General features: G+C 59.4%; 25 protein-coding genes and 1 pseudogene. 17 read left to right on the forward strand and 9 right to left on the reverse strand.

Going from position 1 to position 24,576, the window contains the following annotated elements; all coding sequences use genetic code 11:
- The 3 genes and pseudogenes from dut (at window position 1) to argB (ending at window position 3,020) form a co-directional block, all read left to right on the forward strand.
- On the forward strand, window positions 1–456 hold the full coding sequence (dut, locus tag AC1RT4_RS08665; RefSeq protein ID WP_007954445.1) for a dUTP diphosphatase: 456 nt from the start codon (window positions 1–3) through the stop codon (window positions 454–456).
- A 257-nt stretch (window positions 457–713) separates the two neighbouring features.
- A pseudogene (locus AC1RT4_RS08670) lies at window positions 714–2,090 on the forward strand (phosphomannomutase/phosphoglucomutase); the annotation flags it as partial.
- Window positions 2,091–2,114: 24 nt separating this feature from the next.
- Window positions 2,115–3,020 (forward strand): acetylglutamate kinase, encoded by a 906-nt coding sequence (gene argB / locus AC1RT4_RS08675; RefSeq protein ID WP_007954443.1) that lies wholly within the window; start codon window positions 2,115–2,117, stop codon window positions 3,018–3,020.
- A gap of 69 nt (window positions 3,021–3,089) precedes the next feature.
- Here argB and pyrE read toward each other — a convergent pair whose 3' ends face one another.
- Complete coding sequence (pyrE, locus tag AC1RT4_RS08680; RefSeq protein WP_007954442.1) at window positions 3,090–3,734, reverse strand: orotate phosphoribosyltransferase; 645 nt, start codon at window positions 3,732–3,734, stop codon at window positions 3,090–3,092.
- Window positions 3,735–3,816: 82 nt separating this feature from the next.
- Here pyrE and crc point away from each other — a divergent pair, with 82 nt between their 5' ends.
- Entirely contained in the window at window positions 3,817–4,596 is a 780-nt protein-coding gene (gene crc, locus AC1RT4_RS08685) for a catabolite repression control protein Crc (protein WP_007920349.1), read from the forward strand.
- Between the two features lie 63 nt (window positions 4,597–4,659).
- Here the strand turns inward: crc and AC1RT4_RS08690 are convergent, their stop codons facing one another.
- Together AC1RT4_RS08690 and rph are read right to left on the reverse strand one after the other, a co-directional pair.
- The gene (locus AC1RT4_RS08690) at window positions 4,660–5,028 is read right to left on the reverse strand and encodes a DUF4870 domain-containing protein (protein WP_007954441.1); all 369 of its coding nucleotides are present in this window, start codon (window positions 5,026–5,028) and stop codon (window positions 4,660–4,662) included.
- 29 nt (window positions 5,029–5,057) lie between these two features.
- Window positions 5,058–5,780 (reverse strand): ribonuclease PH, encoded by a 723-nt coding sequence (gene rph / locus AC1RT4_RS08695; RefSeq protein WP_003229494.1) that lies wholly within the window; start codon window positions 5,778–5,780, stop codon window positions 5,058–5,060.
- A 267-nt stretch (window positions 5,781–6,047) separates the two neighbouring features.
- Between rph and AC1RT4_RS08700 the strand changes: the two genes are divergently transcribed.
- The 6 genes from AC1RT4_RS08700 to AC1RT4_RS08725 all read left to right on the forward strand — a co-directional run bounded on the left by AC1RT4_RS08700 (window position 6,048) and on the right by AC1RT4_RS08725 (window position 11,357).
- Window positions 6,048–6,911 (forward strand): YicC/YloC family endoribonuclease, encoded by an 864-nt coding sequence (locus tag AC1RT4_RS08700; protein WP_007954440.1) that lies wholly within the window; start codon window positions 6,048–6,050, stop codon window positions 6,909–6,911.
- A 12-nt stretch (window positions 6,912–6,923) separates the two neighbouring features.
- Window positions 6,924–7,544, forward strand: a complete 621-nt coding sequence (gene gmk, locus AC1RT4_RS08705) for a guanylate kinase (RefSeq protein WP_003229498.1) — start codon at window positions 6,924–6,926, stop codon at window positions 7,542–7,544.
- Between the two features lie 168 nt (window positions 7,545–7,712).
- Window positions 7,713–7,976: a DNA-directed RNA polymerase subunit omega gene (gene rpoZ / locus AC1RT4_RS08710; protein ID WP_003229503.1), complete on the forward strand. Its 264-nt coding sequence runs from the start codon at window positions 7,713–7,715 to the stop codon at window positions 7,974–7,976.
- 57 nt (window positions 7,977–8,033) lie between these two features.
- Window positions 8,034–10,139 carry a bifunctional GTP diphosphokinase/guanosine-3',5'-bis pyrophosphate 3'-pyrophosphohydrolase gene (gene spoT, locus AC1RT4_RS08715; protein WP_007954439.1) on the forward strand — a complete coding sequence of 702 codons (2,106 nt, stop codon included), beginning with the start codon at window positions 8,034–8,036 and terminating at the stop codon, window positions 10,137–10,139.
- A gap of 24 nt (window positions 10,140–10,163) precedes the next feature.
- Window positions 10,164–10,544 (forward strand): RidA family protein, encoded by a 381-nt coding sequence (locus AC1RT4_RS08720; RefSeq protein ID WP_003229509.1) that lies wholly within the window; start codon window positions 10,164–10,166, stop codon window positions 10,542–10,544.
- Window positions 10,545–10,616: 72 nt separating this feature from the next.
- Window positions 10,617–11,357, forward strand: coding sequence for a hypothetical protein (locus AC1RT4_RS08725; protein ID WP_493085000.1), 741 nt, complete (start codon window positions 10,617–10,619; stop codon window positions 11,355–11,357).
- Window positions 11,358–11,420: 63 nt separating this feature from the next.
- Here AC1RT4_RS08725 and AC1RT4_RS08730 read toward each other — a convergent pair whose 3' ends face one another.
- Window positions 11,421–12,278, reverse strand: a complete 858-nt coding sequence (locus AC1RT4_RS08730) for an SDR family oxidoreductase (protein WP_493085002.1) — start codon at window positions 12,276–12,278, stop codon at window positions 11,421–11,423.
- Between the two features lie 188 nt (window positions 12,279–12,466).
- On the opposite strand from AC1RT4_RS08730, the gene exbB reads away from it, so the two are divergent.
- From exbB to AC1RT4_RS08760, 6 genes are all read left to right on the forward strand, one after another.
- Complete coding sequence (exbB, locus tag AC1RT4_RS08735; protein ID WP_493085004.1) at window positions 12,467–13,420, forward strand: tonB-system energizer ExbB; 954 nt, start codon at window positions 12,467–12,469, stop codon at window positions 13,418–13,420.
- Window positions 13,421–13,426: 6 nt separating this feature from the next.
- Window positions 13,427–13,855, forward strand: a complete 429-nt coding sequence (gene exbD, locus AC1RT4_RS08740; RefSeq protein ID WP_007954431.1) for a TonB system transport protein ExbD — start codon at window positions 13,427–13,429, stop codon at window positions 13,853–13,855.
- Window positions 13,852–14,598 carry a TonB family protein gene (locus tag AC1RT4_RS08745; RefSeq protein ID WP_007954422.1) on the forward strand — a complete coding sequence of 249 codons (747 nt, stop codon included), beginning with the start codon at window positions 13,852–13,854 and terminating at the stop codon, window positions 14,596–14,598. The genes exbD and AC1RT4_RS08745 overlap by 4 nt, the downstream gene beginning before the upstream one ends.
- Before the next feature lie 176 nt (window positions 14,599–14,774).
- A complete protein-coding gene (locus AC1RT4_RS08750; protein WP_007954418.1) occupies window positions 14,775–15,704 on the forward strand; it encodes a hydrogen peroxide-inducible genes activator in 930 nt (309 codons plus the stop codon).
- Window positions 15,705–15,713: 9 nt separating this feature from the next.
- Entirely contained in the window at window positions 15,714–17,789 is a 2,076-nt protein-coding gene (gene recG, locus AC1RT4_RS08755; protein ID WP_192562856.1) for an ATP-dependent DNA helicase RecG, read from the forward strand.
- A 79-nt stretch (window positions 17,790–17,868) separates the two neighbouring features.
- Window positions 17,869–19,269 (forward strand): aminoacyl-tRNA deacylase and HDOD domain-containing protein, encoded by a 1,401-nt coding sequence (locus AC1RT4_RS08760; RefSeq protein ID WP_085708861.1) that lies wholly within the window; start codon window positions 17,869–17,871, stop codon window positions 19,267–19,269.
- 104 nt (window positions 19,270–19,373) lie between these two features.
- Here the strand turns inward: AC1RT4_RS08760 and AC1RT4_RS08765 are convergent, their stop codons facing one another.
- Together AC1RT4_RS08765 and AC1RT4_RS08770 are read right to left on the reverse strand one after the other, a co-directional pair.
- Complete coding sequence (locus AC1RT4_RS08765) at window positions 19,374–20,660, reverse strand: hypothetical protein (RefSeq protein ID WP_493085007.1); 1,287 nt, start codon at window positions 20,658–20,660, stop codon at window positions 19,374–19,376.
- 295 nt (window positions 20,661–20,955) lie between these two features.
- Complete coding sequence (locus tag AC1RT4_RS08770) at window positions 20,956–21,339, reverse strand: SCP2 sterol-binding domain-containing protein (RefSeq protein WP_493085009.1); 384 nt, start codon at window positions 21,337–21,339, stop codon at window positions 20,956–20,958.
- Window positions 21,340–21,773: 434 nt separating this feature from the next.
- On the opposite strand from AC1RT4_RS08770, the gene AC1RT4_RS08775 reads away from it, so the two are divergent.
- Complete coding sequence (locus AC1RT4_RS08775; protein WP_493085011.1) at window positions 21,774–22,133, forward strand: DUF6124 family protein; 360 nt, start codon at window positions 21,774–21,776, stop codon at window positions 22,131–22,133.
- Between the two features lie 58 nt (window positions 22,134–22,191).
- On the opposite strand, the gene AC1RT4_RS08780 is transcribed toward AC1RT4_RS08775, so the two are convergent.
- The 3 genes from AC1RT4_RS08780 to AC1RT4_RS08790 form a co-directional block, all read right to left on the reverse strand.
- On the reverse strand, window positions 22,192–22,617 hold the full coding sequence (locus AC1RT4_RS08780; protein WP_493085290.1) for a hypothetical protein: 426 nt from the start codon (window positions 22,615–22,617) through the stop codon (window positions 22,192–22,194).
- A 22-nt stretch (window positions 22,618–22,639) separates the two neighbouring features.
- Window positions 22,640–23,239, reverse strand: a complete 600-nt coding sequence (locus AC1RT4_RS08785; protein ID WP_493085013.1) for a lysozyme inhibitor LprI family protein — start codon at window positions 23,237–23,239, stop codon at window positions 22,640–22,642.
- A gap of 208 nt (window positions 23,240–23,447) precedes the next feature.
- Entirely contained in the window at window positions 23,448–24,329 is an 882-nt protein-coding gene (locus AC1RT4_RS08790) for a hypothetical protein (protein WP_493085015.1), read from the reverse strand.
- Between the last annotated feature and the right edge of the window lie 247 nt (window positions 24,330–24,576).

A 24,576-nucleotide genomic window follows, 5' to 3' on the forward strand; every position in this document is an offset into this window, starting at 1 on the left:
ATGCACGCTTTGCAAGCCAAGATCCTCGACCCACGCATCGGTACCGAATTCCCGCTGCCGCAATACGCCACACCGGGCTCCGCCGGCCTCGACCTGCGCGCCATGCTGCAAGAGGACATCGTGATCAAGCCGGGTGAAACCGTGCTGATCCCGACCGGTCTGTCGGTCTACATCGGCGACCCGAACCTTGCCGCGCTGATCCTGCCGCGCTCGGGCATGGGCCATAAGCACGGCATCGTGCTGGGCAATCTGGTCGGCCTGATCGACTCCGACTACCAGGGCCCGCTGATGGTGTCCTGCTGGAACCGTGGCCAGACCGAATTCACCATGCCGGTCGGCGAGCGCCTGGCGCAGTTGGTGCTGGTGCCAGTGGTGCAGGCGCACTTCGAAATGGTTGAAGAGTTCGTCGAGACCGAGCGCGGTGCTGGCGGTTTCGGCCATTCCGGCACCAAGTGATTGGTGTTGTGGCGAGGGAGCCTGCTCCTTCGCCACAAAAATACGCAGATTCATCTGGAAGCTTTACCGCTGAAAATCAAGGCATTGGCAGGCCAAAGCCACGCCGCACAAGGCGTCATGGCCCTTTCACACCACGAACTCTCTGTGAAAACCGCCGTCATACCCTTCAGTTTGAGCTTGCCGTCGAATGAGTCGTCGGTGTGTCCAGCCACTTTCGAGATGGAGCATTTTCGCAGATGAGCACCCCCGCCCAAGTCGCCCCGAAGCTTCCCGACAGCATCTTCCGCGCCTACGACATTCGCGGCACCGTGCCGGAATTCCTCAATGCCGAAACCGCCTACTGGATCGGTCGCGCCATCGGCTCCCAGAGCCTGGCTCAAGGTGAACCGAACGTGTCCGTCGGCCGTGACGGTCGCCTGTCCGGTCCGGAACTGGTTGCTGCGCTTATTCGCGGCATCGCCGAAAGCGGCTGCCACGTCAGCGACGTCGGCCTGGTGCCGACGCCTGCGCTGTATTACGCCGCTAACGTGCTGGCCGGCAAATCCGGCGTGATGCTCACCGGCAGCCACAACCCGTCGAACTACAACGGCTTCAAGATCGTGATCGCCGGCGACACCCTCGCCAACGAACAGATCCAGGCCTTGCACGAGCGCCTCAAGACCGGCAATCTGAGCAGCGGTACGGGCAGCGTGACCCAGGTCGAAATCCTCGACCGTTACAACACCGAAATCGTCCAGGACATCAAACTGGCCCGACGCCTGAAAGTCGTGGTCGACTGCGGCAACGGCGCGGCCGGCGTGATCGCCCCGCAACTGATCGAAGCGCTGAACTGCGAAGTCATCCCGCTGTTCTGCGAAGTCGACGGCAACTTCCCGAACCATCACCCGGACCCGGGCAAGCCTGAAAACCTCGTCGACCTGATCGCCAAGGTCAAGGAAACCCAGGCTGACATCGGCCTGGCCTTCGACGGCGACGGCGACCGCGTTGGCGTGGTGACCAACACCGGCACCATCGTGTTCCCGGACCGCCTGCTGATGCTGTTCGCCCGTGACGTGGTGGCGCGCAACCCGGACGCGGAGATCATCTTCGACGTCAAATGCACCCGTCGCCTGATCCCACTGATCAAGGAATATGGCGGTCGGCCGCTAATGTGGAAGACCGGTCACTCGTTGATCAAAAAGAAAATGAAACAATCCGGCGCACTGCTGGCCGGCGAAATGAGCGGGCACATTTTCTTCAAGGAACGCTGGTTCGGTTTCGACGACGGCATTTACAGCGCCGCACGGCTGCTGGAAATCCTCAGCAAGGAAAAATCCGACGCGGAAACGCTGTTCGCGACCTTCCCGAACGATATTTCCACGCCGGAAATCAATATCCATGTGACCGAAGAGAGCAAATTCAGCATCATTGATGCACTGCACGATGCCCAGTGGGGCCCAGGCGCCGACCTGACCACCATTGACGGCGTGCGGGTCGACTACGCCAAAGGCTGGGGCCTGGTGCGCGCGTCCAACACCACACCGGTGCTGGTGCTGCGCTTCGAGGCCGATGACGAGGCTGAATTGCAGCGCATCAAGGCTGTGTTCCATGCCCAACTGAAACGCGTTGCACCTGATCTCCAACTACCGTTCTGATTGCTGATTCACCCGGAGCCCTGAATGACCCTCGAACGCGATGCCGCCGCCAACACTGCCAAGGTCCTGTCCGAAGCGCTGCCTTACATCCGCCGATACGTCGGCAAGACCTTGGTGATCAAATACGGCGGCAACGCGATGGAAAGCGAGGAGCTGAAAACCGGCTTCGCCCGCGACATCGTGCTGATGAAGGCCGTGGGCATCAACCCGGTGGTCGTGCACGGCGGTGGCCCGCAGATCGGTGATCTGCTCAAGCGCCTGTCGATCGAAAGCCATTTCGTCGACGGCATGCGCGTCACCGACGCCGCGACCATGGACGTGGTGGAAATGGTCCTCGGCGGCCAGGTCAACAAAAGCATCGTCAACCTGATCAACCGCCACGGCGGCAGCGCCATCGGCCTGACCGGTAAAGACGCCGGGCTGATTCGTGCGAAGAAGCTCACCGTCACCCGCCAGACCCCGGAGATGACCCAGCCGGAAATCATCGACATTGGCCATGTGGGCGAAGTGGTCGGGATCAACACCGAACTGCTGAACCTGCTGGTCAAAGGCAACTTCATCCCGGTGATCGCGCCGATCGGCGTGGGTGAAAACGGCGAGTCGTACAACATCAACGCTGACCTGGTGGCTGGCAAGGTCGCCGAAGCGCTGAAAGCCGAGAAGCTGATGCTGCTGACCAACATCGCCGGTCTGATGGACAAGTCGGGCACCGTGCTGACCGGCCTGAGCACCCAGCAGGTCGACGACCTGATCGCCGACGGCACCATCTACGGCGGCATGCTGCCGAAGATCCGCTGTGCACTGGAAGCGGTTCAGGGCGGCGTGGGCAGCTCGCTGATCATCGACGGTCGCGTGCCAAACGCGATCCTGCTGGAAATCTTCACCGACACCGGTGTGGGTACGCTGATCAGCAATCGCAAGCGTCCGTAAGCCGTAGCGCATACAAAAAGACCCCGTTCAGCCTGGCTGAGCGGGGTCTTTTTTTGCCTGAAGCTGTGATCAGACGCCGAACTGGGCGCGATAGGCTTCAACGGCTGGCAGGTGCTGCTTGAGCTGCGGATCGTCAGCCAGGAATTCCAGCACCTGGTTCAGCGACACGATGCTGATGACCGGGATGCCGAAATCACGCTCGACTTCCTGAATCGCCGACAGCTCGCCGTTGCCGCGCTCCTGACGGTTCAGGGCGATCAGCACACCGGCAGCCTTGGCGCCGTCCTGGGAAGCGATGATCTGCATCACTTCACGGATCGCGGTGCCGGCGGTGATCACGTCGTCGATGATCAGCACTTCACCGGTCAGCGGTGCACCAACCAGGCTGCCGCCTTCGCCGTGGGCCTTGGCTTCCTTGCGGTTGAAGCACCAAGGCAGGTCACGGTTATGGTGCTCGGCCAGCGCCACGGCGGTGGTTGCCGCCAGCGGGATGCCCTTGTAGGCCGGGCCAAACAGCACATCGAACGGAATGCCGCTCTCGGCGATGGCTGCGGCGTAGAAACGACCCAGCTGCGCCAGCGCGGAACCCGAGTTGAACAGGCCGGCATTGAAGAAGTAAGGACTGGTGCGCCCGGACTTCAGGGTGAACTCACCGAAGCGCAAAACGCCGCGATCGATGGCAAAACGAATGAAATCGCGCTGATACGCTTGCATGAAAAAAACCCCAAATACCACGGATTTAGCTAATTAGCTTGACGCCGTGTATCATACACGCACGCGATTTTTGGGGCCATTTATGCGGATCATCAGTGTGAACGTCAATGGTATTCAGGCTGCAGTCGAGCGCGGTTTGCTCAGTTGGCTGCAGGCACAGAATGCCGACGTCATCTGCCTGCAGGACACCCGTGCCTCCGCCTTTGAACTGGACGACCCAGCCTTCCAACTGGATGGCTACTTCCTTTATGCCTGCGATGCTGAAGTCCCTGCCCAAGGCGGCGTGGCTTTGTATTCGCGGTTGCAACCGAAGGCTGTCATCAGCGGTCTCGGATTCGAGACGGCCGACCGCTACGGGCGCTACCTGCAAGCAGATTTCGACAAAGTCAGTATTGCCACCTTGCTGCTTCCTTCGGGGATGAACGGCGATGAGGACTTGAACCAGAAGTTCAAGCTCATGGACGACTTCGGCAAGTACCTGGACAAACAGCGGCGCAAACGTCGCGAGTACATTTATTGTGGCTCGCTGTACGTCGCGCAGCAGAAGCTCGACATCAAGAACTGGCGCGACAGCCAGCAATCCCCGGGTTTCCTGGCGCCGGAACGCGCCTGGATGGACGAGATTGTCGGCAACATGGGCTACGTAGACGCCCTGCGCGAAGTCAGCCGCGAAGGCGACCAGTACAGCTGGTGGCCGGACAACGAACAGGCCGAGATGCTGAATCTGGGCTGGCGCTTCGACTACCAGATCCTGACCCCGGGCCTGCGGCGCTTCGTGCGCAGTGCACGCCTGCCGCGTCAGCCTCGGTTCTCGCAGCATGCGCCGCTGATCGTCGACTACGACTGGACGCTGACCATCTAAGCGGCCTTTCGCAGACACAAAAAAACCGACATCACTGTCGGTTTTTTTGTGGGCGATCGTTCGTTATTTGATTAACCGCCAGGTGAACGGATAACGGTAGGGGAAACCTTCGTTGGCTTTCACCCCGCCGATAATCGTCAACACCAGCGCCGCAATGGCCAGCAGGCCGAACAACACGAACCCGATAAGCAAAAGCATCAGCACGAAGCAGATCATCGAAGCGATCGCCACGGTGATCTGGAAATTCAACGCTTCCTTGCCCTGGGCATCGATGAACGGATCGGTCTCGCGCTTCATCTGCCACAGAACCAGCGGCCCGATCAGCGTGCCGAACGGAATCCAGATCCCCAGCAAGGCGGACAAGTGACAAAACATGGCCCATTGGCGAACCTCCTGGCTCGGCTTGGGCAGCAACTCTTGCTCATCACTCATCGCGTCCTCCTTGCGGGTTACGAACCTGCTCAGTCGGCCAGTGCAGCCTTTTGCAGTTCGAAGATCTCGTTCATGCCTTTCTTGGCCAGCTCCAGCATCGCGTTCAGCTCTTCAGGCTGGAACGGCGCGCCTTCGGCGGTGCCCTGCACTTCGATGAAACCACCGGTGCTGGTCATCACCACGTTGAGGTCGGTCTCGGCAGCGGAATCTTCAAGATAGTCCAGATCCAGCACCGGCTCGCCCTGGTACATGCCCACGGAAACAGCACCGATCATTTGCTTGAGCGGGTCGCCGCCTTTCAGGCCGCCGCGCTTCTTGATCACTTTCAGTGCATCGACCAGCGCCACCATGGCGCCGGTGATCGACGCAGTGCGGGTACCGCCGTCGGCCTGGATCACGTCGCAATCGACGTACAGGGTGACGTCGCCCAGCTTGGACATGTCCAGCGCGGCGCGCAGGGAACGGCCGATCAGGCGCTGGATTTCCAGGGTACGACCGCCCTGCTTGCCACGGCTGGCTTCACGCTGGTTACGCTCGCCGGTGGCGCGCGGCAGCATGCCGTATTCGGCGGTCAGCCAACCCTGGCCCTGGCCTTTCAGGAAGCGCGGCACGCCGTTTTCGACGCTGACGGTGCAGATGACTTTGGTATCACCGAATTCGACCAGTACGGATCCCTCGGCGTGTTTGGTGTAGTTGCGGGTAATGCGGATCGAGCGGAGCTGATCGGCAGCGCGACCACTTGGACGTTTCATAGGAGATACCTGTACTGGGGACGGAAAACTGCGGAGCATTATAGAGCCGCGCACCGCGCCTGGGCACTCGTTAAAAATTCCGGCCGACGACCGAAGGCCCTGAAACGCGCTTCGCCGACGGCCTGCAGCCCTTTGTCACACCGTGTGTTTGGGCGCATCTGCCGCACTGCGCTACAATCCTGCGCCTTTGCTGCCAGTCGGCTTAAATTCATTGATATCGAGCTGCGGAGCTTCAATTCGCGCCGATCTGTATCGCGAGGTCACCCCATGGTGCACAGCATGACCGCCTTCGCCCGCGTCGAAAAAGCCGGCGTTCAGGGCACCCTGAGCTGGGAGCTGCGCTCGGTCAACAGCCGCTACCTGGAACCCCACCTGCGCCTGCCGGAGTCGTTTCGCGACCTCGAAGGCGCCGTCCGTGAAGCCCTGCGTCAGGGCCTGTCGCGCGGCAAACTGGAATGCACCCTGCGCTTTACCGAGGAAAGCACTGGCAAGCCGCTGCAAGTGGATCGCGAGCGCGCCGCGCAACTGGTCGCCGCTGCCGAAACCGTCGCCGGCCTGATCAAGAACCCGGCCGCGCTGAACCCGCTGGAAGTGCTGGCCTGGCCGGGCGTGCTGGTGGCCGACGCCACCGACCCGCAGGCGTTGAACGCCGAAGCGCTGGCCCTCTTCAATCAAGGCCTGAAAGACCTCAAGGCCGGCCGCGAGCGCGAAGGCGCGGAGCTGGCCCGCCTGATCAACGATCGCCTGACCTCCATCGAGGAAGACGTGGTGACCCTGCGCGAACTGGTTCCGCAGATGCTCGCCACCCAGCGCCAGAAAGTCCTCGACCGTTTCGCCGACATGAAGGCCGAGATGGACCCGCAGCGCCTGGAACAGGAAATGGTCATGCTCGCGCAAAAGAGCGACGTGGCCGAAGAACTGGATCGCCTGAGCACCCACATCATCGAAGTTCGCCGGGTGTTGAAATCCGGCGGCGCCGCCGGCCGGCGCCTGGACTTCCTGATGCAGGAGCTCAACCGCGAAGCCAACACATTGGGCTCCAAGGCCTTCGACCCGCGCAGCACCCAGGCGGCGGTCAACCTCAAGGTGTTGATCGAGCAGATGCGCGAACAAGTGCAGAATATTGAGTAAGGCTACCCCGACATGACCCACAGCACCGGCACCCTGTACATCATTTCCGCCCCCTCGGGCGCGGGCAAGAGCAGTCTGGTCAAGGCCCTGACCGACGCCAACCCGGAGATCCGCGTCTCGATTTCACACACCACCCGCGCCATGCGCCCGGGCGAAGTGGACGGCGTGAACTATCACTTCGTGACCCGCGAAGAGTTCGTGAAGATGGGCGAGCACGGCGATTTTCTGGAACGCGCCGAAGTCTTCGGCAACTTCTACGGCACCTCGCAAAGCCGTCTGCAGCAGACCCTGGACGAAGGCCACGACCTGATTCTGGAAATCGACTGGCAAGGCGCCGAGCAAGTGCGCAAGCTGATGCCGCAGGCCCGTTCGATCTTCATTCTGCCGCCATCGCTGCAGGCCCTGCACCAGCGTCTGACCAACCGCGGCCAGGACAGCGACGAGATCATCGACGGCCGGATGCGCGAAGCGGTCAGCGAGATGAGCCACTACGTCGAGTACGACTACCTGATCATCAACGACGATTTCGCCCACGCGCTGGACGATCTGAAAGCGATTTTCCGCGCCAATCAGCTGCAACAGAAACGCCAACAGGTGCGTTTCGGCAAATTGCTGGCTGAATTGCTGGGCTGAAACAGCACTTCCCAAAACCGCTGCAAGGGCTTTACATTGGCACTTGCAGCGCGTTGAAGAGTCTGGTCAAAAAATCAGCGCTTCCCTAATCGCTGGTGATTTTTTAAACTGTTGAGTCCGCTCGCCCAACCGGGCAGCGCGCATATTGCATTCGCTCCGAGGAATACCATGGCCCGCGTAACCGTTGAAGACTGCCTAGAACACGTGGAAAACCGCTTTGAGCTGGTCATGCTCTCTACCAAGCGTGCCCGTCAACTGGCCACCGGCGGCAAAGAGCCCCTGGTTCAGTGGGAAAACGACAAACCGACCGTAGTTGCGCTGCGTGAAATCGCTGAAGGCCTGATGAGCTACGAGTTCATCGCCGAGCAGGAAATCGTCCACGAAGACCCTGTCTTCGCTGCGTTTGAGGACGAGTCCAACGAGGCCGTCTAAGCCTATGCCTGGTCGACGTAGCACGGCGCGGGATCACAGCCTACGGCAGGAGACATCATGCCGAGCATAGACGCCCTCGCCGATCGCTTATCGACCTACCTCGGCAATGACCAGGTCAACCTGGTCCGCCGAGCGTATTTCTACGCCGAACAAGCCCACGACGGCCAACGCCGCCGCAGCGGCGAGGCGTACGTCACGCATCCTCTTGCCGTGGCGAATATTCTTGCCGACATGCACATGGACCATCAGAGCCTGATGGCCGCGATGCTGCATGACGTGATCGAAGACACCGGTATCGCCAAGGAAGCGCTGCAAGCGCAGTTCGGTGAAACCGTGGCCGAACTGGTCGACGGGGTCAGCAAACTGACCCAGATGAACTTCGAGACCAAGGCCGAAGCCCAGGCTGAAAACTTCCAGAAGATGGCCATGGCCATGGCGCGCGACATTCGCGTGATCCTGGTCAAGCTCGCCGACCGCCTGCACAACATGCGCACGCTGGAAGTGCTGTCCGGCGAAAAACGCCGGCGCATCGCCAAGGAAACCCTCGAGATCTACGCACCCATCGCCAACCGATTGGGCATGCACGCGATCCGCATCGAGTTCGAAGACCTCGGCTTCAAGGCGATGCACCCGATGCGTTCCGCGCGGATCTACCAGGCGGTCAAACGCGCCCGGGGCAACCGCAAGGAAATCGTCAACAAGATCGAAGAATCCCTTGGCCACTGCCTCGCCATCGACGGCATCCAGGGTGAAGTCAGCGGTCGTCAGAAACACCTCTACGGCATCTACAAGAAAATGCGCGGCAAGCGTCGGGCCTTCAACGAGATCATGGACGTCTACGCGTTCCGGATCATCGTCGACAAGGTCGATACCTGCTACCGCGTGCTGGGTGCTGTACATAATTTGTACAAACCGTTGCCGGGGCGCTTCAAGGATTACATCGCGATCCCCAAGGCCAACGGCTATCAGTCGCTGCACACCACGTTGTTCGGCATGCACGGTGTCCCGATCGAGATCCAGATCCGCACCCGTGAAATGGAAGAGATGGCCAACAACGGCATCGCCGCCCATTGGCTGTACAAATCCAGCGGCGACGAGCAGCCGAAGGGCACCCACGCCCGCGCCCGTCAGTGGGTCAAGGGCGTGCTGGAAATGCAGCAACGCGCCGGCAACTCGCTGGAATTCATCGAGAGCGTGAAGATCGACCTGTTCCCGGACGAGGTCTACGTGTTCACGCCCAAAGGCCGGATCATGGAGCTGCCCAAAGGCTCCACGGCGGTCGACTTTGCCTACGCGGTGCACACCGACGTCGGCAACAGCTGCATCGCCTGCCGGATCAACCGTCGTCTCGCACCGCTGTCCGAACCGCTGCAAAGCGGCTCCACGGTCGAGATCGTCAGCGCCCCCGGCGCGCGGCCGAACCCGGCGTGGCTCAACTTCGTGGTCACCGGCAAGGCGCGCACACACATCCGCCATGCGCTGAAACTGCAACGCCGCTCCGAATCCATCAGCCTCGGCGAACGCCTGCTGAACAAGGTGCTCAACGGCTTCGACAGCGCGCTGGAACAGATTCCGGCCGAACGCGTGAAGGCGATGCTCACCGAGTACCGCCTCGAACTGATCGAAGACCTGCTCGAAGACATCGGCCTGGGCAACCGCATGGCCTACGTCGTGGCGCGCCGCCTGCTCGGCGAAGGCGAGCAATTGCCAAGCCCGGAAGGCCCGCTGGCGATTCGCGGCACCGAAGGCCTGGTCCTCAGCTACGCCAAATGCTGCACGCCGATCCCGGGCGACCCGATTGTCGGTCACCTGTCGGCAGGCAAAGGCATGGTCGTGCACCTGGACAACTGCCGCAACATCAGCGAAATCCGCCACAACCCGGAAAAATGCATCCAGCTCTCGTGGGCCAAGGATGTCACCGGCGAATTCAACGTCGAACTGCGCGTCGAGCTGGAACACCAGCGCGGCCTGATCGCCCTGCTGGCCAGCAGCGTCAACGCAGCCGACGGCAATATCGAGAAAATCAGCATGGACGAACGCGATGGCCGCATCAGCGTTGTCCAGTTGGTGGTCAGCGTCCACGACCGTGTGCACCTGGCCCGCGTGATCAAGAAACTGCGCGCCCTGACCGGGGTGATCCGCATCACCCGCATGCGTGCATAACTCAAACATTACAAGGAGTCATACATGACCAAGACCGTTATCACCAGCGACAAGGCCCCGGCCGCCATCGGTACTTACTCCCAGGCGATCAAGGCCGGTAACACCGTTTACATGTCGGGTCAGATTCCCCTCGATCCAAAAACCATGGAACTGGTCGAAGGCTTCGAAGCCCAGACCGTCCAGGTGTTCGAGAACCTGAAAGCCGTGGCCGAAGCCGCCGGCGGCTCGTTCAAGGACATCGTCAAACTGAACATCTTCCTCACCGACCTGAGCCACTTCGCCAAGGTCAACGAGATCATGGGCAAGTACTTCGACCAGCCATACCCGGCGCGCGCCGCCATCGGCGTGGCTGCCCTGCCAAAGGGTTCGCAGGTTGAAATGGATGCCATTCTGGTCATCGAGTAATGCGCACGGCGCGGCCTCAGACGCCGCGCCGACTGCTCTGCGGTAAAGAAAAGGTTTTGAAAGGATTCCACCATGCGCAAAGCGCTTGCTCTCTCGCTGCTCGCCATTTTCCTCGGCGGTTGCGCCAGCAACCCTGCCGACCGTGACATCAGCGGCACCTGGATCAATCAGGTCGCCATCGATGCCGCTGCCAAAGGCGGCCCCCTGCGCGAAGCGCTTCAGGCTTACGGCCCGAACCTGGAGTGGGACGTCAATACCAAGGCCAGTCAGGCCCGCTACACCAACGGTTTCGAAAACGTCGAAGGTCGCTTGCTCGGCGAAGAGTCCGGTACCTGGAAAGTCGATTTCTATGGCAGCTCCGCCAGCGAGCTGAAACGTGACGGCGGCCAACTGCAACAAGCTGCCAACGAAAACGAACCGGAACAGGTCTTCGACCGCGCACAGATTCCTGTGCCGGAAGGCGCACCGATCGGCGCCAGCTTCGAGCGCGCGCTGTATTCCGCTTATCTGGGCGGCAACTGGACGATCACCAGCGGCCAGGGCGAAGGCGCCACTGTGCAATTCCAGGCGGACGGGCAAGTCTCCGGCCTGCCGGGTGCCGACCGCTATGCGCTGTGCCTCGCAGGCGATTGCGCATCTATGAGCAGCGGCAACGACAGCATGTGGTTGCAGCAGAACGGTCAGGGCAACAACTGGATCTTTGTGCGCAAGGGCAAAGAGTTGGAAATCCTGCAGGCCGTGAACACGGCACTGGCAGACGAACAACCGCAGTTCACCCCGGGTGAGCGCAAGTGGTTGCTCGAAAAGCAGTGATCGGCGCTTGAGACAAAAAAGGCGGGAGCAAGCATTTGCTCCCGCCTTTTTTACGCCCGAAGATCAGCAGCGCCCCTCAAGAATCGCGGCATACCCCTCGCGATAACTCGGATACTTCGGCACCCAACCCAGCGCCTTCGCCCGGGCATTGCTGCAACGCTTGCTGCCGGTGCGACGCACGCTCTCGTCTTCCGACCATTCGGTGACACCCAAATACTCACGCAGCCACGCCACCACCTCGGCCAGCGGCGCTGGCGCGTCGTCCACGCCGATATAGATGTTATCCAGCGCCCCGCCCTTGCGATCTGCTTCCAGCAGATAAGCCATCAACCCCGCCGCGTCATCGGCATGGATACGATTGCCATACAGCGGCGGATCGATCGCCACGCGATAACCCCGACGAACCTGGGTCAGCAGCCACTCACGGCCGGGGCCGTAAATACCGGTCAGGCGGACGATGCTCGCGGGAATGCCGCTGTTGAGCGCAACCTGCTCGGCTTCCAGCATCACCCGACCGGAATAACCCGCAGCGACGGTTTCGGATTTTTCATCGACCCATTCGCCGTTCTGCTGGCCATAAACGCTGCTGCTGGAAACGAACAGCAGCCGCTCAGGCTCCTGACCGTAATCGTTCAGCCAACCCAGCACATGCTGCAAACCCTGCACATACGCCGCGCGATAACCGGCCTCATCGTGATCGGTGGCTGCCGCGCTATAAACCAGGTAATCGATAGCGCCCACCGGCCAGGTCTCGGGGCAATCTTCATTGAACAAGTCACCGGCCACACCGATAACGCCGGCCGGCAAACGTGAAATATCACGGCGCAGGCCATAGACCTGGAAGCCGGCAGCCAGCAATTGCGTGGCCAGACGGCTGCCGACATCACCGCAACCGGCGATCAAAACAGAAGGCGCGGACATCAAAAATCTCCCATCGGAAAGCGACAGACTAGCCTCGGCAAGGGACGAGCGGCTAGCAATGAAGGAAAAAAAGCAACTCTATTACTTCTGTTAACAAGAATTACTTGCAATAATGCACGCCACTTTTGTTCTCGGCCTCACGAGGCCTGGAAGAGCATTACCGTTTTTCTATCTCAGGTCCGGCCAGCATGACACGCATTCAAAACTCCGCTTCGCCAACCAACCGACCTCGCGCCTGGAGCGCCGTGGCTGCCCTGCTGCTCAGCCTGATGCTGGCGCCAGCCGCCGCATTCGCTGACGCACAAGCCCCGGCCGCACCAGCCGCCACCGAGCAAAGCGCTCCGGCCGCCGCACCTGCCGCGACCGACCCAGTGCAGGCCGTAGAGGCCAGCGCTGCCGATGCGCCGGAAGTCCTTGAAGCCGACAACACCCTCGGCATGGCCCACGACCTGTCGCCATGGGGCATGTACCAGAACGCCGACGTGATCGTTAAAGCCGTGATGATCGGCCTGGCCATCGCCTCGATCATCACCTGGACCATCTGGATCGCCAAGGGCTTCGAGCTGATGGGCGCCAAACGCCGTCTGCGTGGCGAGATTGCCGCCCTGAAAAAAGCCGCCACCCTCAAAGAAGCCAGCACCACCGCCGCGAAGGAAGGCACCCTCGCCAATCTGCTGGTTCACGACGCACTGGAAGAAATGCGCCTGTCGACCAACGCCCGCGAGAAAGAAGGCATCAAGGAACGCGTCAGCTTCCGCCTCGAGCGCCTGGTTGCCGCCTGTGGCCGCAACATGAGCAGCGGCACCGGCGTCCTCGCCACTATCGGTTCCACCGCGCCGTTCGTCGGTCTGTTCGGTACCGTGTGGGGCATCATGAACAGCTTCATCGGCATCGCCAAAACCCAGACCACCAACCTTGCCGTCGTAGCACCGGGTATCGCTGAAGCGCTGCTGGCTACCGCTTTGGGTCTGGTTGCCGCGATTCCTGCCGTGGTCATCTACAACGTCTTCGCCCGCTCCATCGCCGGTTACAAGGCTCAGGTGTCCGATGCGTCGGCTCAGGTGCTGCTGCTGGTCAGCCGCGACCTCGACCACCAGCCTGAGCGCAACAGCTCGCAACCGCACATGGTGAAAGTGGGGTAATCGGCCATGGGCCTGCATTTGAAAGAAGGCGCAGACGACGATCTGGCCGAGAACCACGAAATCAACGTCACGCCGTTCATCGACGTGATGCTGGTGCTGTTGATCATCTTCATGGTGGCCGCGCCGCTGGCCACCGTGGACATCAAGGTTGACCTGCCTGCCTCGACCGCCAAACCGGCGCCGCGGCCGGAGAAACCGGTGTTCCTCAGCGTGAAGGCTGACCAGCGCCTGTTCCTGGGCGAAGACGAAGTGAAAGCCGAAACCCTCGGCGCCGCACTCGACGCCAAGACCCAGGGCAAGAAAGACACGACGATCTTCTTCCAGGCCGACAAAGGTGTGGATTACGGCGACCTGATGAGCGTGATGGATAACCTGCGCGCCGCCGGTTACCTGAAGGTCGGTCTGGTCGGACTCGAGAGCGCGGTCAAGAAATGATCACGACGCGCCATAAGCTGACGCGTTACAGCGGTAGCCTGGCCGTGGTGCTGGGTGTTCACGCGCTGGCCATCGCGCTGGCGCTGAACTGGACCGCCCGCCCGCCCATCGAATTGCCGCCGCAGGCAATGATGGTCGAGTTGGCACCGGTTCCGGCCCCGCCACCGCCCGCACCGCCGAAAGTCGTCACGCCACCGCAGCCACCGGCTCCGGTTGAAGAACTGCCGATCCCGAAACTGGCCGAAGCGCCAAAAGCCGAGATCGCGGTGCAGAAACCGAAACCCAAGCCGAAACCAAAACCGCCGAAGCCGATCGAGAAGAAACTGCCCGATCCGCCGAAGGAGAAGCCGTCCGAAGAGAAGCCGGCCGATACCCAGCCGACTCAGGCCCCAACGGAGAAATCCGCCCAGCCTGCACCGGGCCCGTCGCCTGCACAAATGGCCGCGAAGGCCAGCTGGCAAGGCACCCTGCTCGCGCACCTGGCCAAGTACAAGAAGTACCCGGCCAGCGCTCAGGCACGGGGCAAGGAAGGCTTGAACCGGTTGCGTTTCGTGGTCGATGGCGAAGGCAACGTGCTGTCGTTCGAACTGGTGGGCCGTTCCGGCAACGCCGATCTGGACCGGGCTACCCTGGAAATGATCCGCCGCGCCCAACCGCTGCCCAAGCCACCGGCCGACATGCTGACCAATGGCGCGATCGAAATCGTTGCGCCGTTTGTGTACTCGCTGGAACGCCGCCGCTGATCCGCACCCGCGGAGCTCGGCTTGATCCAACCCAAAAAGGCACCGAAAGGTGCCTTTTGCTTATCCATCCACGGCAAACCGGCATTGCCCGGTGTCGCATTCATCACTCAGTCTGATAACGTGCGTCTATCGATTGCAGCCGGTATGCTTGGCCCGCATCTTCATGGACGCTTGCTATGACCCTCACAGAATTACGCTACATCGTTACCCTCGCCCAAGAGCAGCATTTCGGCCACGCGGCCGAGCGTTGCCACGTCAGCCAGCCGACCCTGTCGGTGGGCGTGAAAAAGCTTGAAGACGAACTCGGTGTGCTGATTTTCGAGCGCAGCAAAAGCGCCGTGCGCCTGACCCCGGTCGGCGAAGGCATCGTCGCCCAGGCGCAGAAAGTGCTGGAGCAGGCCCAGGGCATCCGCGAGCTGGCCCAGGCCGGCAAGAACCAGCTGACCGCCCCGCTGAAAGTCGGTGCGATCTACACCGTCGGCCCGTACCTGTTTCCGCACCTGATTCCGCAACTGCACCGGGTCGCCCCGCAGATGCCGTTGTACATCGAAGAAAACTTCACCCACGTGCTGCGCGACAAACTGCGCAACGGCGAACTGGACGCGATCATCATCGCCCTGCCGTTCAACGAAGCCGACGTGCTGACCCTGCAACTCTACGACGAGCCGTTCTACGTCCTGATGCCGGCCCAGCACCCGTGGACCCAGAAAGAATCCATCGACGCCGCGCTGCTCAACGACAAGAGCCTGCTGCTGCTCGGCGAAGGTCACTGCTTCCGCGATCAGGTGCTGGAAGCCTGCCCGACCCTGACCAAGGGCAACGACGGCGCCAAGCACACCACGGTCGAATCCAGCTCGCTGGAAACCATTCGCCACATGGTCGCGTCCGGCCTGGGCATCTCGATCCTGCCACTGTCGGCGGTGGACAGCCATCACTACGCCCCGGGCGTGATCGAAGTGCGCCCGTTGTCGGCACCGGTGCCGTTCCGCACCGTGGCCATCGCCTGGCGCGCCAGCTTCCCACGGCCGAAAGCCATCGAGATCCTCGCCGACTCCATTCGCCTGTGCTCGGTTGCCAAGCCTGCCGCGCCGGTTACGGCCGGTTAAGTCAGCGTCATGACTGAGCTGTCGCAGGTGTCGGTCACCGCACTCAAGGGTGTCGGTGAAGCCATGGCCGAGAAACTGGCCAAGGTCGGCCTGGAAAACCTCCAGGACGTGCTGTTCCACCTGCCGCTGCGTTATCAGGATCGCACCCGCGTGGTGCCGATCGGCGCGTTGCGGCCGGGGCAGGACGCCGTGGTCGAAGGCACTGTCAGCGGTGCCGACGTGGTCATGGGCCGGCGTCGCAGCCTCGTCGTGCGTTTGCAGGACGGCACCGGCGGCTTGAGCCTGCGCTTCTACCACTTCAGCAACGCGCAGAAAGAAGGTCTCAAGCGCGGCACGCGGATTCGTTGCTACGGCGAAGCCCGGCCCGGTGCCTCGGGGCTGGAGATCTACCACCCGGAATACCGCGCCATCAACGGCGACGAACCGCCACCGGTGGATGAAACCCTGACCCCGGTCTACCCGCTGACCGAAGGCCTGACCCAGGCCCGTCTGCGCCAGTTGTGCATGCAGACGCTGACCCTGCTCAAGCCGGCCACCCTGCCCGACTGGCTACCGACCGAACTGGCCCGCGACTATCAACTGGCGCCACTGGCCGACGCGATCCGCTACCTGCACAACCCGCCCGCCGATGCCGACGTCGACGAACTCGCCCTCGGCCATCACTGGGCCCAGCATCGTCTGGCCTTCGAAGAACTGCTGACTCACCAGCTATCGCAGCAGCGCTTGCGCGAAAGCATGCGCTCCCTGCGCGCGCCGGCGATGCCGAAAGCCACGAAGCTGCCGCCAAAATACCTGGCCAACCTCGGTTTCAATCCGACCGGCGCGCAACAGCGAGTCGGCAACGAAATCGCCTACGACCTCAGTCAGCACGAACCGATGCTGCGGCTGATTCAGGGTGACGTTGGCGCGGGTAAAACCGTGGTCGCCGCCCTCGCAGCGCTGCAAGCGCTGGAAGCGGGTTATCAGGTCGCACTGATGGCGCCGACCGAGATCCTCGCCGAACAGCATTTCATCACCTTCAAGCGCTGGCTCGAACCGCTGGGCATCGACGTGGCATGGCTGGCCGGCAAGCTCAAGGGCAAGAACCGCGTCGCCGCGCTGGAACAGATCGCCAGCGGCACGCCGATGGTGGTCGGCACCCACGCGCTGTTTCAGGACGAAGTGCAGTTCAAGAACCTCGCGCTGGTGATCATCGACGAACAGCACCGCTTCGGCGTGCAACAGCGTCTGGCGCTACGGCAGAAAGGCGTTGGCGGGCGCATGTGCCCGCATCAATTGATCATGACCGCCACGCCGATTCCACGGACGCTGGCGATGAGCGCCTACGCCGACCTCGACACCTCGATCCTCGACGAACTGCCGCCCGGCCGAACCCCGGTCAACACCGTGCTGGTCACCGACACCCGCCGCGTCGAAGTCATCGAGCGGGTGCGCAGCGCCTGCGCCGAAGGTCGTCAGGCCTATTGGGTGTGCACGCTGATCGAAGAGTCCGAAGAGCTGACCTGTCAGGCCGCCGAAACCACCTTCGAAGACCTCACCGCCGCCCTCGGCGAGCTGAAGGTCGGGCTGATCCACGGCCGCATGAAACCCGCCGAGAAAGCCGCCGTCATGGCCGAGTTCAAGGCCGGCAACCTGCAACTGCTGGTCGCCACCACCGTGATCGAAGTCGGCGTGGACGTGCCCAACGCCAGCCTGATGATCATCGAAAACCCCGAGCGCTTGGGCCTTGCGCAACTGCACCAGTTGCGCGGTCGTGTCGGCCGGGGCAGCGCGGTCAGCCATTGCGTGCTGCTCTATCATCCGCCGCTGTCACAGATCGGCCGCCAGCGCCTGGGCATCATGCGCGAGACCAACGACGGTTTCGTCATCGCCGAAAAAGACCTCGAACTGCGCGGCCCCGGCGAAATGCTCGGCACCCGCCAGACCGGCCTGCTGCAATTCAAGGTCGCTGACCTGATGCGCGACGCCGACCTGCTGCCCGCTGTACGCGATGCCGCCCAGGCCTTGCTCGAACGCTGGCCCACCCACGTCAGCCCGCTGCTCGACCGATGGCTGCGACACGGGCAGCAATACGGCCAAGTGTGAGCACCGTCGCAGTTTCTCAAAGCTCGTTCCAACCAAGCTGGTTATACTCCAGCAATTGTTTCAAAAACGGATACAGACCATGACCGAAGCTGCTCTCGCCCCCGAATCCCCGCACGCTCCGTCTGTTATTCGGCTGCTGCTCAACAAGCTGGGCGTCGCCTACGAAGAAGTGCTCGACCACCACGGCCTCAACGCCTCGCGCAAAGTGCAGGCCGTGTTGCTGGACGACGCGGTCGGTGCGCTGATGGTGCTGTTTCCACAGAGCCAGTTGCTGGATCTCAACCGCCTCGCCGAGCTGACGGGCCGTCGCCTGACCGCCGTGTCCACCGAGCGCCTGGAAAAGATGCTCGGCAAACACAGCCTGAGCCTGCTGCCGGGCCTGCCGGCGCTGACCAGCTCGCCGTGCCTCTACGAAGAAAGCCTGTTGCGCGAGCCGAAGTTGCTGATCAACTCCGGCGAGCCGGGCCTGCTGCTGGAAATCGCCAGCGAAGACTTCAAGACCATGCTGACCAAGGCCAGTGCCGCCAACTTCGGCGAAGCCCTGAGCAGCATCCGCCCGAACCTCGACCGCCCGGACGATGACCGCGAGGAAATCACCCAGGCCGTGCAGGCGTTCACCGCGCGGCGCATCCAGCAGCGTCTGGAAGCGACCATCGAGATTCCGCCGCTGGCCGAAACCGCACAAAAAATCATCAAGCTGCGCGTCGACCCGAACGCCACCATCGACGACATCACCGGCGTGGTCGAAACCGACCCGGCGCTGGCTGCGCAAGTGGTGAGCTGGGCGGCGTCGCCGTACTACGCCTCGCCGGGCAAGATCCGTTCGGTGGAAGACGCAATCGTCCGCGTGCTGGGCTTCGATCTGGTGATCAACCTGGCGCTGGGCCTGGCCCTCGGCAAGACCCTGAGCCTGCCAAAAGATCATCCGCAACACACCACGCCGTACTGGCAGCAGTCGATCTATACCGCCGCCGTCATCGAAGGCCTGACCCGCGCCATGCCGCGCGCCCAGCGCCCGGAAGCCGGCCTGACCTACCTCGCCGGTCTGCTGCACAACTTCGGCTACCTGCTGCTGGCCCACGTGTTCCCACCGCACTTCTCGCTGATCTGCCGCCACCTGGAGGTCAACCCGCACCTGTGCCACAGCTACGTCGAGCAACACCTGCTGGGCATCAGCCGCGAACAGATCGGCTCCTGGCTGATGCGCTACTGGGACATGCCGGACGAACTGGCCACCGCCCTGCGCTTCCAGCACGACCCGAACTACGACGGCGCCTACGCCGAATACCCGAACCTCGTCTGCCTGGCCGTGCGCCTGCTGCGCGGTCGCGGAATCGGCTCCGGCCCGGATGAAGACATTCCGGATGCGCTGCTGGAGCGCGTTGGATTGACTCGTGATAAGGCCAATGACGTCGTCAGCAAAGTGCTTGAGGCGGAAGTGTTGCTGCGTGAACTGGCTTCGCAGTTCAGCCAGGCCTAAAAACCTCGTCGAAACATTGTCCGAATCAAAACGCGCTCCCACAGTGCTTCAACAGCTAACTGTGGGAGTACGTCGTTTGCGACACTTAAGGCAGATCACTTTGCTCAAGCCAAAATTCGTACGATAGAATCTGAAGCCCAGATATTTTTAACCAGATAAGTCACTCGATTATCCGTCGTCAATGCTAAAGATGCGGCCACAGCGCTACCCGGCACACCATCAAGAGTTATGTAGCCCACTCCACAAAATGTTTCATCTATAGATCCATCGGCGTTATAACGCTCAATTTTGTTGATTTGTTTTTCTTCCCCCCCAAAAAACAGATCCGTCCCGACCACCAGTTTCCCGTCTTTCTGCACAGCCAGAGTCCTCGGAGTACCTAACGCACCCTCGGGATATTCAATCAACACAGGCGAACCATCATTGAATCCTGATTGATACTTTCCTTCAGGGGTCAAAGAAGCAATTACCGCTCTCGCTCCACCAACATACGCACTACCAAATACCGCTAGCCCGCCATCCTCCTTCATGGCTATTGCCGCCCACCACTCAGGGAAAGATACATAACCGGTTCCTAGGCAACCATAACTTTTGTCTACTGTCCCGCCCTTGTTATAACGAGCGATATAGGCTAAGTAGTTTTCACTTACAAAAGAAACCACGACGCTGCCATCCGGCTGCATCAGAACCCGAGAGTTCAAATTATTAATCAACCCTAGAAAGTCAATAAATAGAAAGCCTTTATTGTTAAACGTATTATCCAGCGAGCCATTATCAAGCAGGCGGATTACAACTGTCACAAAGTTGTTTTCGCCTAGCTGTATGCCGACTGAACAGATGATTTTTCCGTCTGGAGCACTCGCAACCGCTAAAACGCTATTAGAATAAGTAGCAGATTCACCTTCCGCTATTTTATGAACATCCTCCACACAAAATTTTGCGTTCGGATGAGTATTGTCATCTACAAAATCACTAATCCCATATGCAACTTGACCGTCTCCCGCGGGACCAAAAGAGGCGTCTGCGGCTCCAGTAGGAAGTTGCCTGACCAGGCTTACACCTCCATCAAGATTAATCCCACTGATAATTGACTTTTGGTCATGAGTCACACTCAGCCCATGAACCATAAACCAACCGATACGTTCTAATGGAACCTCGACAAATCCTCGAGATGCGAATGACAAATCAAGTGACCCATCCTTTCTCAGCTTTATCAATTTGATACTCGGGTGCCCGGGTGAAACAACTAATAAGCTATTATCAGGTAAGTGCGCTATCGCTCGGGCAGAGCTACTATCTGGAATACCTTCAATTGGCAAGCGAACTACCCCACTTCGACCAAAAGTGGGGTCGTAGAAATTTGCTGTACTTCCTAACTGAGAGTTGCTCATGAACAGACTCCTCTATGGGTAAGGGGTATAAAACCCTCCATAGGGAGCCACAATCATCACAATCAAATCACCTGTTAGAAATGACAGCTAGGTTGTCGTTAAAGGCCAAATGACCGACTAATCGAGCCAAGCTTCACCCAGAACGAGCGGGATCGAAGCTCCTGTGTAAGCTGGCTTCGGAATTTGCGCACATATAAACATCGCTTGCACACTTGATCGAATATGGGAACAGGCTTGCACACCAATCCAACTCTGCCCCCACCGAAAAAGGCCCAACAACGAAACGGATTCACTCTCAGTCTTTGGGCTTGGGGTTCCGCGGCTTCAAATACTTCATTAATCCCTGAAACCACATCACCAGTGCCGGATTGCCCTTGAGCTGGATCGACTTGTCCTGAATCCCCTGCATGAACGCCAACTGCTTGTTCTTCGCCTGCATAGTGGCAAACCCGAACGCCGCGTCTTTAAAGGCAATCGCAAACGCCGGCTCAGCCACCACGCCAGACTTGCTGGTAATGCGCTGATCCTTCACCACGAAATGCCGCGCCACTTTCCCGTCCAGAGTCTGTAGCTGAAACACCAGATCCTTGTCACCCAACTGCTGCTGGAACGCAGGATTTGTCCGACTGGCCTTACCCATCAACAGACCCAGCATCCACAGAAGAAAACGAAATTTCATGCGCACAGCCTCAAAAGGAAAATGAACGGCTGGGGGAGTGTAAGGGATTCGGGCGGATTCGCCACCATCTTGGACTGATAGAAGACGATGTAGGCCTTTTCTAGCATGATGACTACCAAGTCACGATTTCCAGCCCCTAGCCTTAATCGTTCCCACGCTCTGCGTGGGAATGCATCCCGTGACGCTCCGCGTCACACCATCCCCCGTCCTACACCTGAAGAAACACATTCCTGTAGGAGCTGCCGAAGGCTGTGGTTTCTTGTTCCTCTACCCCGCAAATCCTTGGGAAATGTCCTTCAAACTGCGGCGCTGTCCATGAACTAGGCGAGCTTGGGGTTCATCGATAACCTCTTTCCGTCACCGCAAAATCGGTGACCGGATGTGCAAGTCCGAAAACCGGAGCAAATCTTTCCAACTCAAAAGGATTTACACCGATGATCGACCCAACCTTCACTGACGAAGAAGTTTCCCCTTACGAATTCCCAGACTCAAAGAAACTCCACGAAGCCGCCGAACGCGCCCTCGACCACCACTTCAAACCCAGAGCCCCACGCCCCAAACGCCTGGGCGGCCTGTTCGCCCTCTGCCCCAACGCCGACGCCGAAGCCCTCATGGCCAACGCCTCCGAAGACCTCCTGTCCATCAGCGCCATCGCCGCCAACCTGGCCGACGACCTCGACGGCCCCCGCCGCTCGATGGCGCTGGGCCTGAGCAGAATGGCGGATGGCGTGCGGTTGATGGTGGAAGGCACGCTCGATCACATTGAGTTTCGGGAGTATCAGGCCAAGCCGTAGCTGAATCGCGGGCGGAAAAAAGGGGACGTTGAGTCCCCTTTTCCAACTGACCAATTCCTCACCACTGACAGCCCGTCTCCGGTGAGAAATCCATACTGAAATCGTGTTCGAAGGAGTACTTCTTCCTGGTTTTGTAGTTCGTATAAGTCATGCCATAGACCCGGGCACCCTGACTGACCATTTCATACTCACCCGTCAGCGCGCCCTCCGAAACCTCAACCCAAGTCGTCGTGAACTGATACGGACGATCCTCTGCCAGAATTTCTTGCTCGGTATTCCGATGCACCAGAGAAATGGCCTTCTTCGACTTGCTGTACCTGACAGCAGCTCCGCTCCATCTGGAGAAGGAGTCGTAATAAGTTCTGAGTTCGAAATTGATGCTTTTGGCGTTCTCTTGCGAACGGAAGCAATAAATCTCCGTCGAGACCTCACTGTGTGCCGCCATAGGAAAGAGAACAAACAGTACAGCAGATAAAACTCGCATTGACTTCAATCTGATCATTCCTTCAACGATTCAGAGGTAACTGAAAACGCATTCGCACTGCGCAGCTAGCGATGTCTTCCCGGAACACACGCTCACTCATTTCGCAGTGCCCATCGACGTATTGCCTCCATAACGGTTCGTCAAAGTTGTCACCCCCCAATCGCTCCATCGAAGCCGCCAGACCTTTCTCTCGATCCTGCCCCGCCACGGCCGATGCAGCTTTATAAAATCCGTCCAGGGGTAACCCAGTCTGCAGGGCAACCAATTCCCCCAACCGGGCATTGGTTGTTTGCACCAGGCACCCAAGCTTTTCGATGGGCGCCTCTGCACCGGGCAAGGCCGACTGATAGATATCCTCGCAATACGCCTCTTTGAAGCGCACCCACTTCTTTTGCACATCAGTCAGTTGCTTCTTGTCGGCGGGCGCCAAACTGGCCAGCGCTTTCTTGTATTGCTCATTCAACACTGCGTCGACTTTCTCGAAAGTCCGCTGACCGCAAATAATCATATCGGGAGTGGAAAAGCTGTCGGGATTACAGGTTTCCTGGGCATGCGCAGGGACCAGCAAAGCAGCCAAAAAAGCACCCGCGGTCAGCCGAAAGAACGCTTTGAGTTTAATCATGATCCAGATACTCCGGCACTGCGCTCAGCTACCCGTCCAGATACCTTCTAGGCACCGGGCTTAGAGGCGCCGCATTTCAGCTCTTCGATTTGCTTAAAAAAGGGGGACGGATATATTTAAATAGTACAAATAAATCCGTCAACTTTTCACCAAACTTAGAAAAGGAATAATTCCGGGATAACCGTTGCTCACTCCTTATCTATCACTATTATTTGACCTGCTCCATTTCTGGAGCCCTGTAACTCTCGTCCAACGAGACACCAGCGGCCTCAGCTTTGACTTCAGCTTCCGAGCGTTTTTTCAGTAGCTGGGCTATGCGACCGGGAAATAGCGTTTTCCACTGCGGCCGGTCTTTCTCTTCAAAGTCTGTTCTCCAGAAGTTCTCCAGCGATTTGAACTCAACTTTCACAAGGTAAGTGCCGGAACGGGAAGAGTCGGTAGCAGAGTTGCGTCTTTGCCCTTTGATATGTGCAATGTACTGACCACTGTACAAGTACCAGTCATAAAAACCATCGTTCGTCAGCCACTGTTGCATACTCATTTCATGATCTGAATCGAAAAGCGGATGACTCAATGGCGTAACCCCAAACACACTGTCTTTCCAATCGAACTTATTCAGCTCCGAGCTGGAAATTCGAGGATCGGAGGGGAAATAATATTTTTTCCAGCCCGCGGAGCGAAGGTCGCTTATAAGATCATAAACAAGCTTCTTGTTTTCCTCGTGAGAGCTGTTATCTGGCAAGCCGCGCAGCGTCACAACAACATTTTCGATGTCTTTCGTCACATCGCCATCCACAACTACGTCGACGCCCACCACTCGCTTTATTTCCAGCGTGCTGGTTGGCTGAGTAATCGTCAGGTCAATTAGCGCATTCTTTTTTCCTGAGAGATCAAGTTCGTACCAGCACATATTGACTGCGTGCAGACAGTCGGGTGTGAATTCGAAGGGGCTACTGTTCAACAGCTTGTCAATTGATGTACCCAATTCAAAAAAAATGCGGGAGCTTTCACCTCCGATATTTTCATATTCAGCCGTGGCGCGATCGAACCCAACCAGCAATGAGAGTAGAACAATCCAATACAACCTCACACGCCACCCCCAGCAATAAACAGTGTTAACAAATTTAAAACAAATCTAACGAACACAATAGACAAAGCAGAATAACTTAAGCCATCCACAGTATTCAAATCGTTCGATAGAAAGCCCGCCACCTGCATTCCGGCATATTTATTTCAAGAGAAAAAAGCAAAGTAGGTAGCAGGCTAGCACTCTGTTTCCTTACCGTCTGCCTTGAGAGCGGTGGAATTCAAAGGAGACAGGAAGAATACAACCCGTC

It is taken from the genome of Pseudomonas sp. GW821-FHT11D10 (assembly GCF_058808435.1).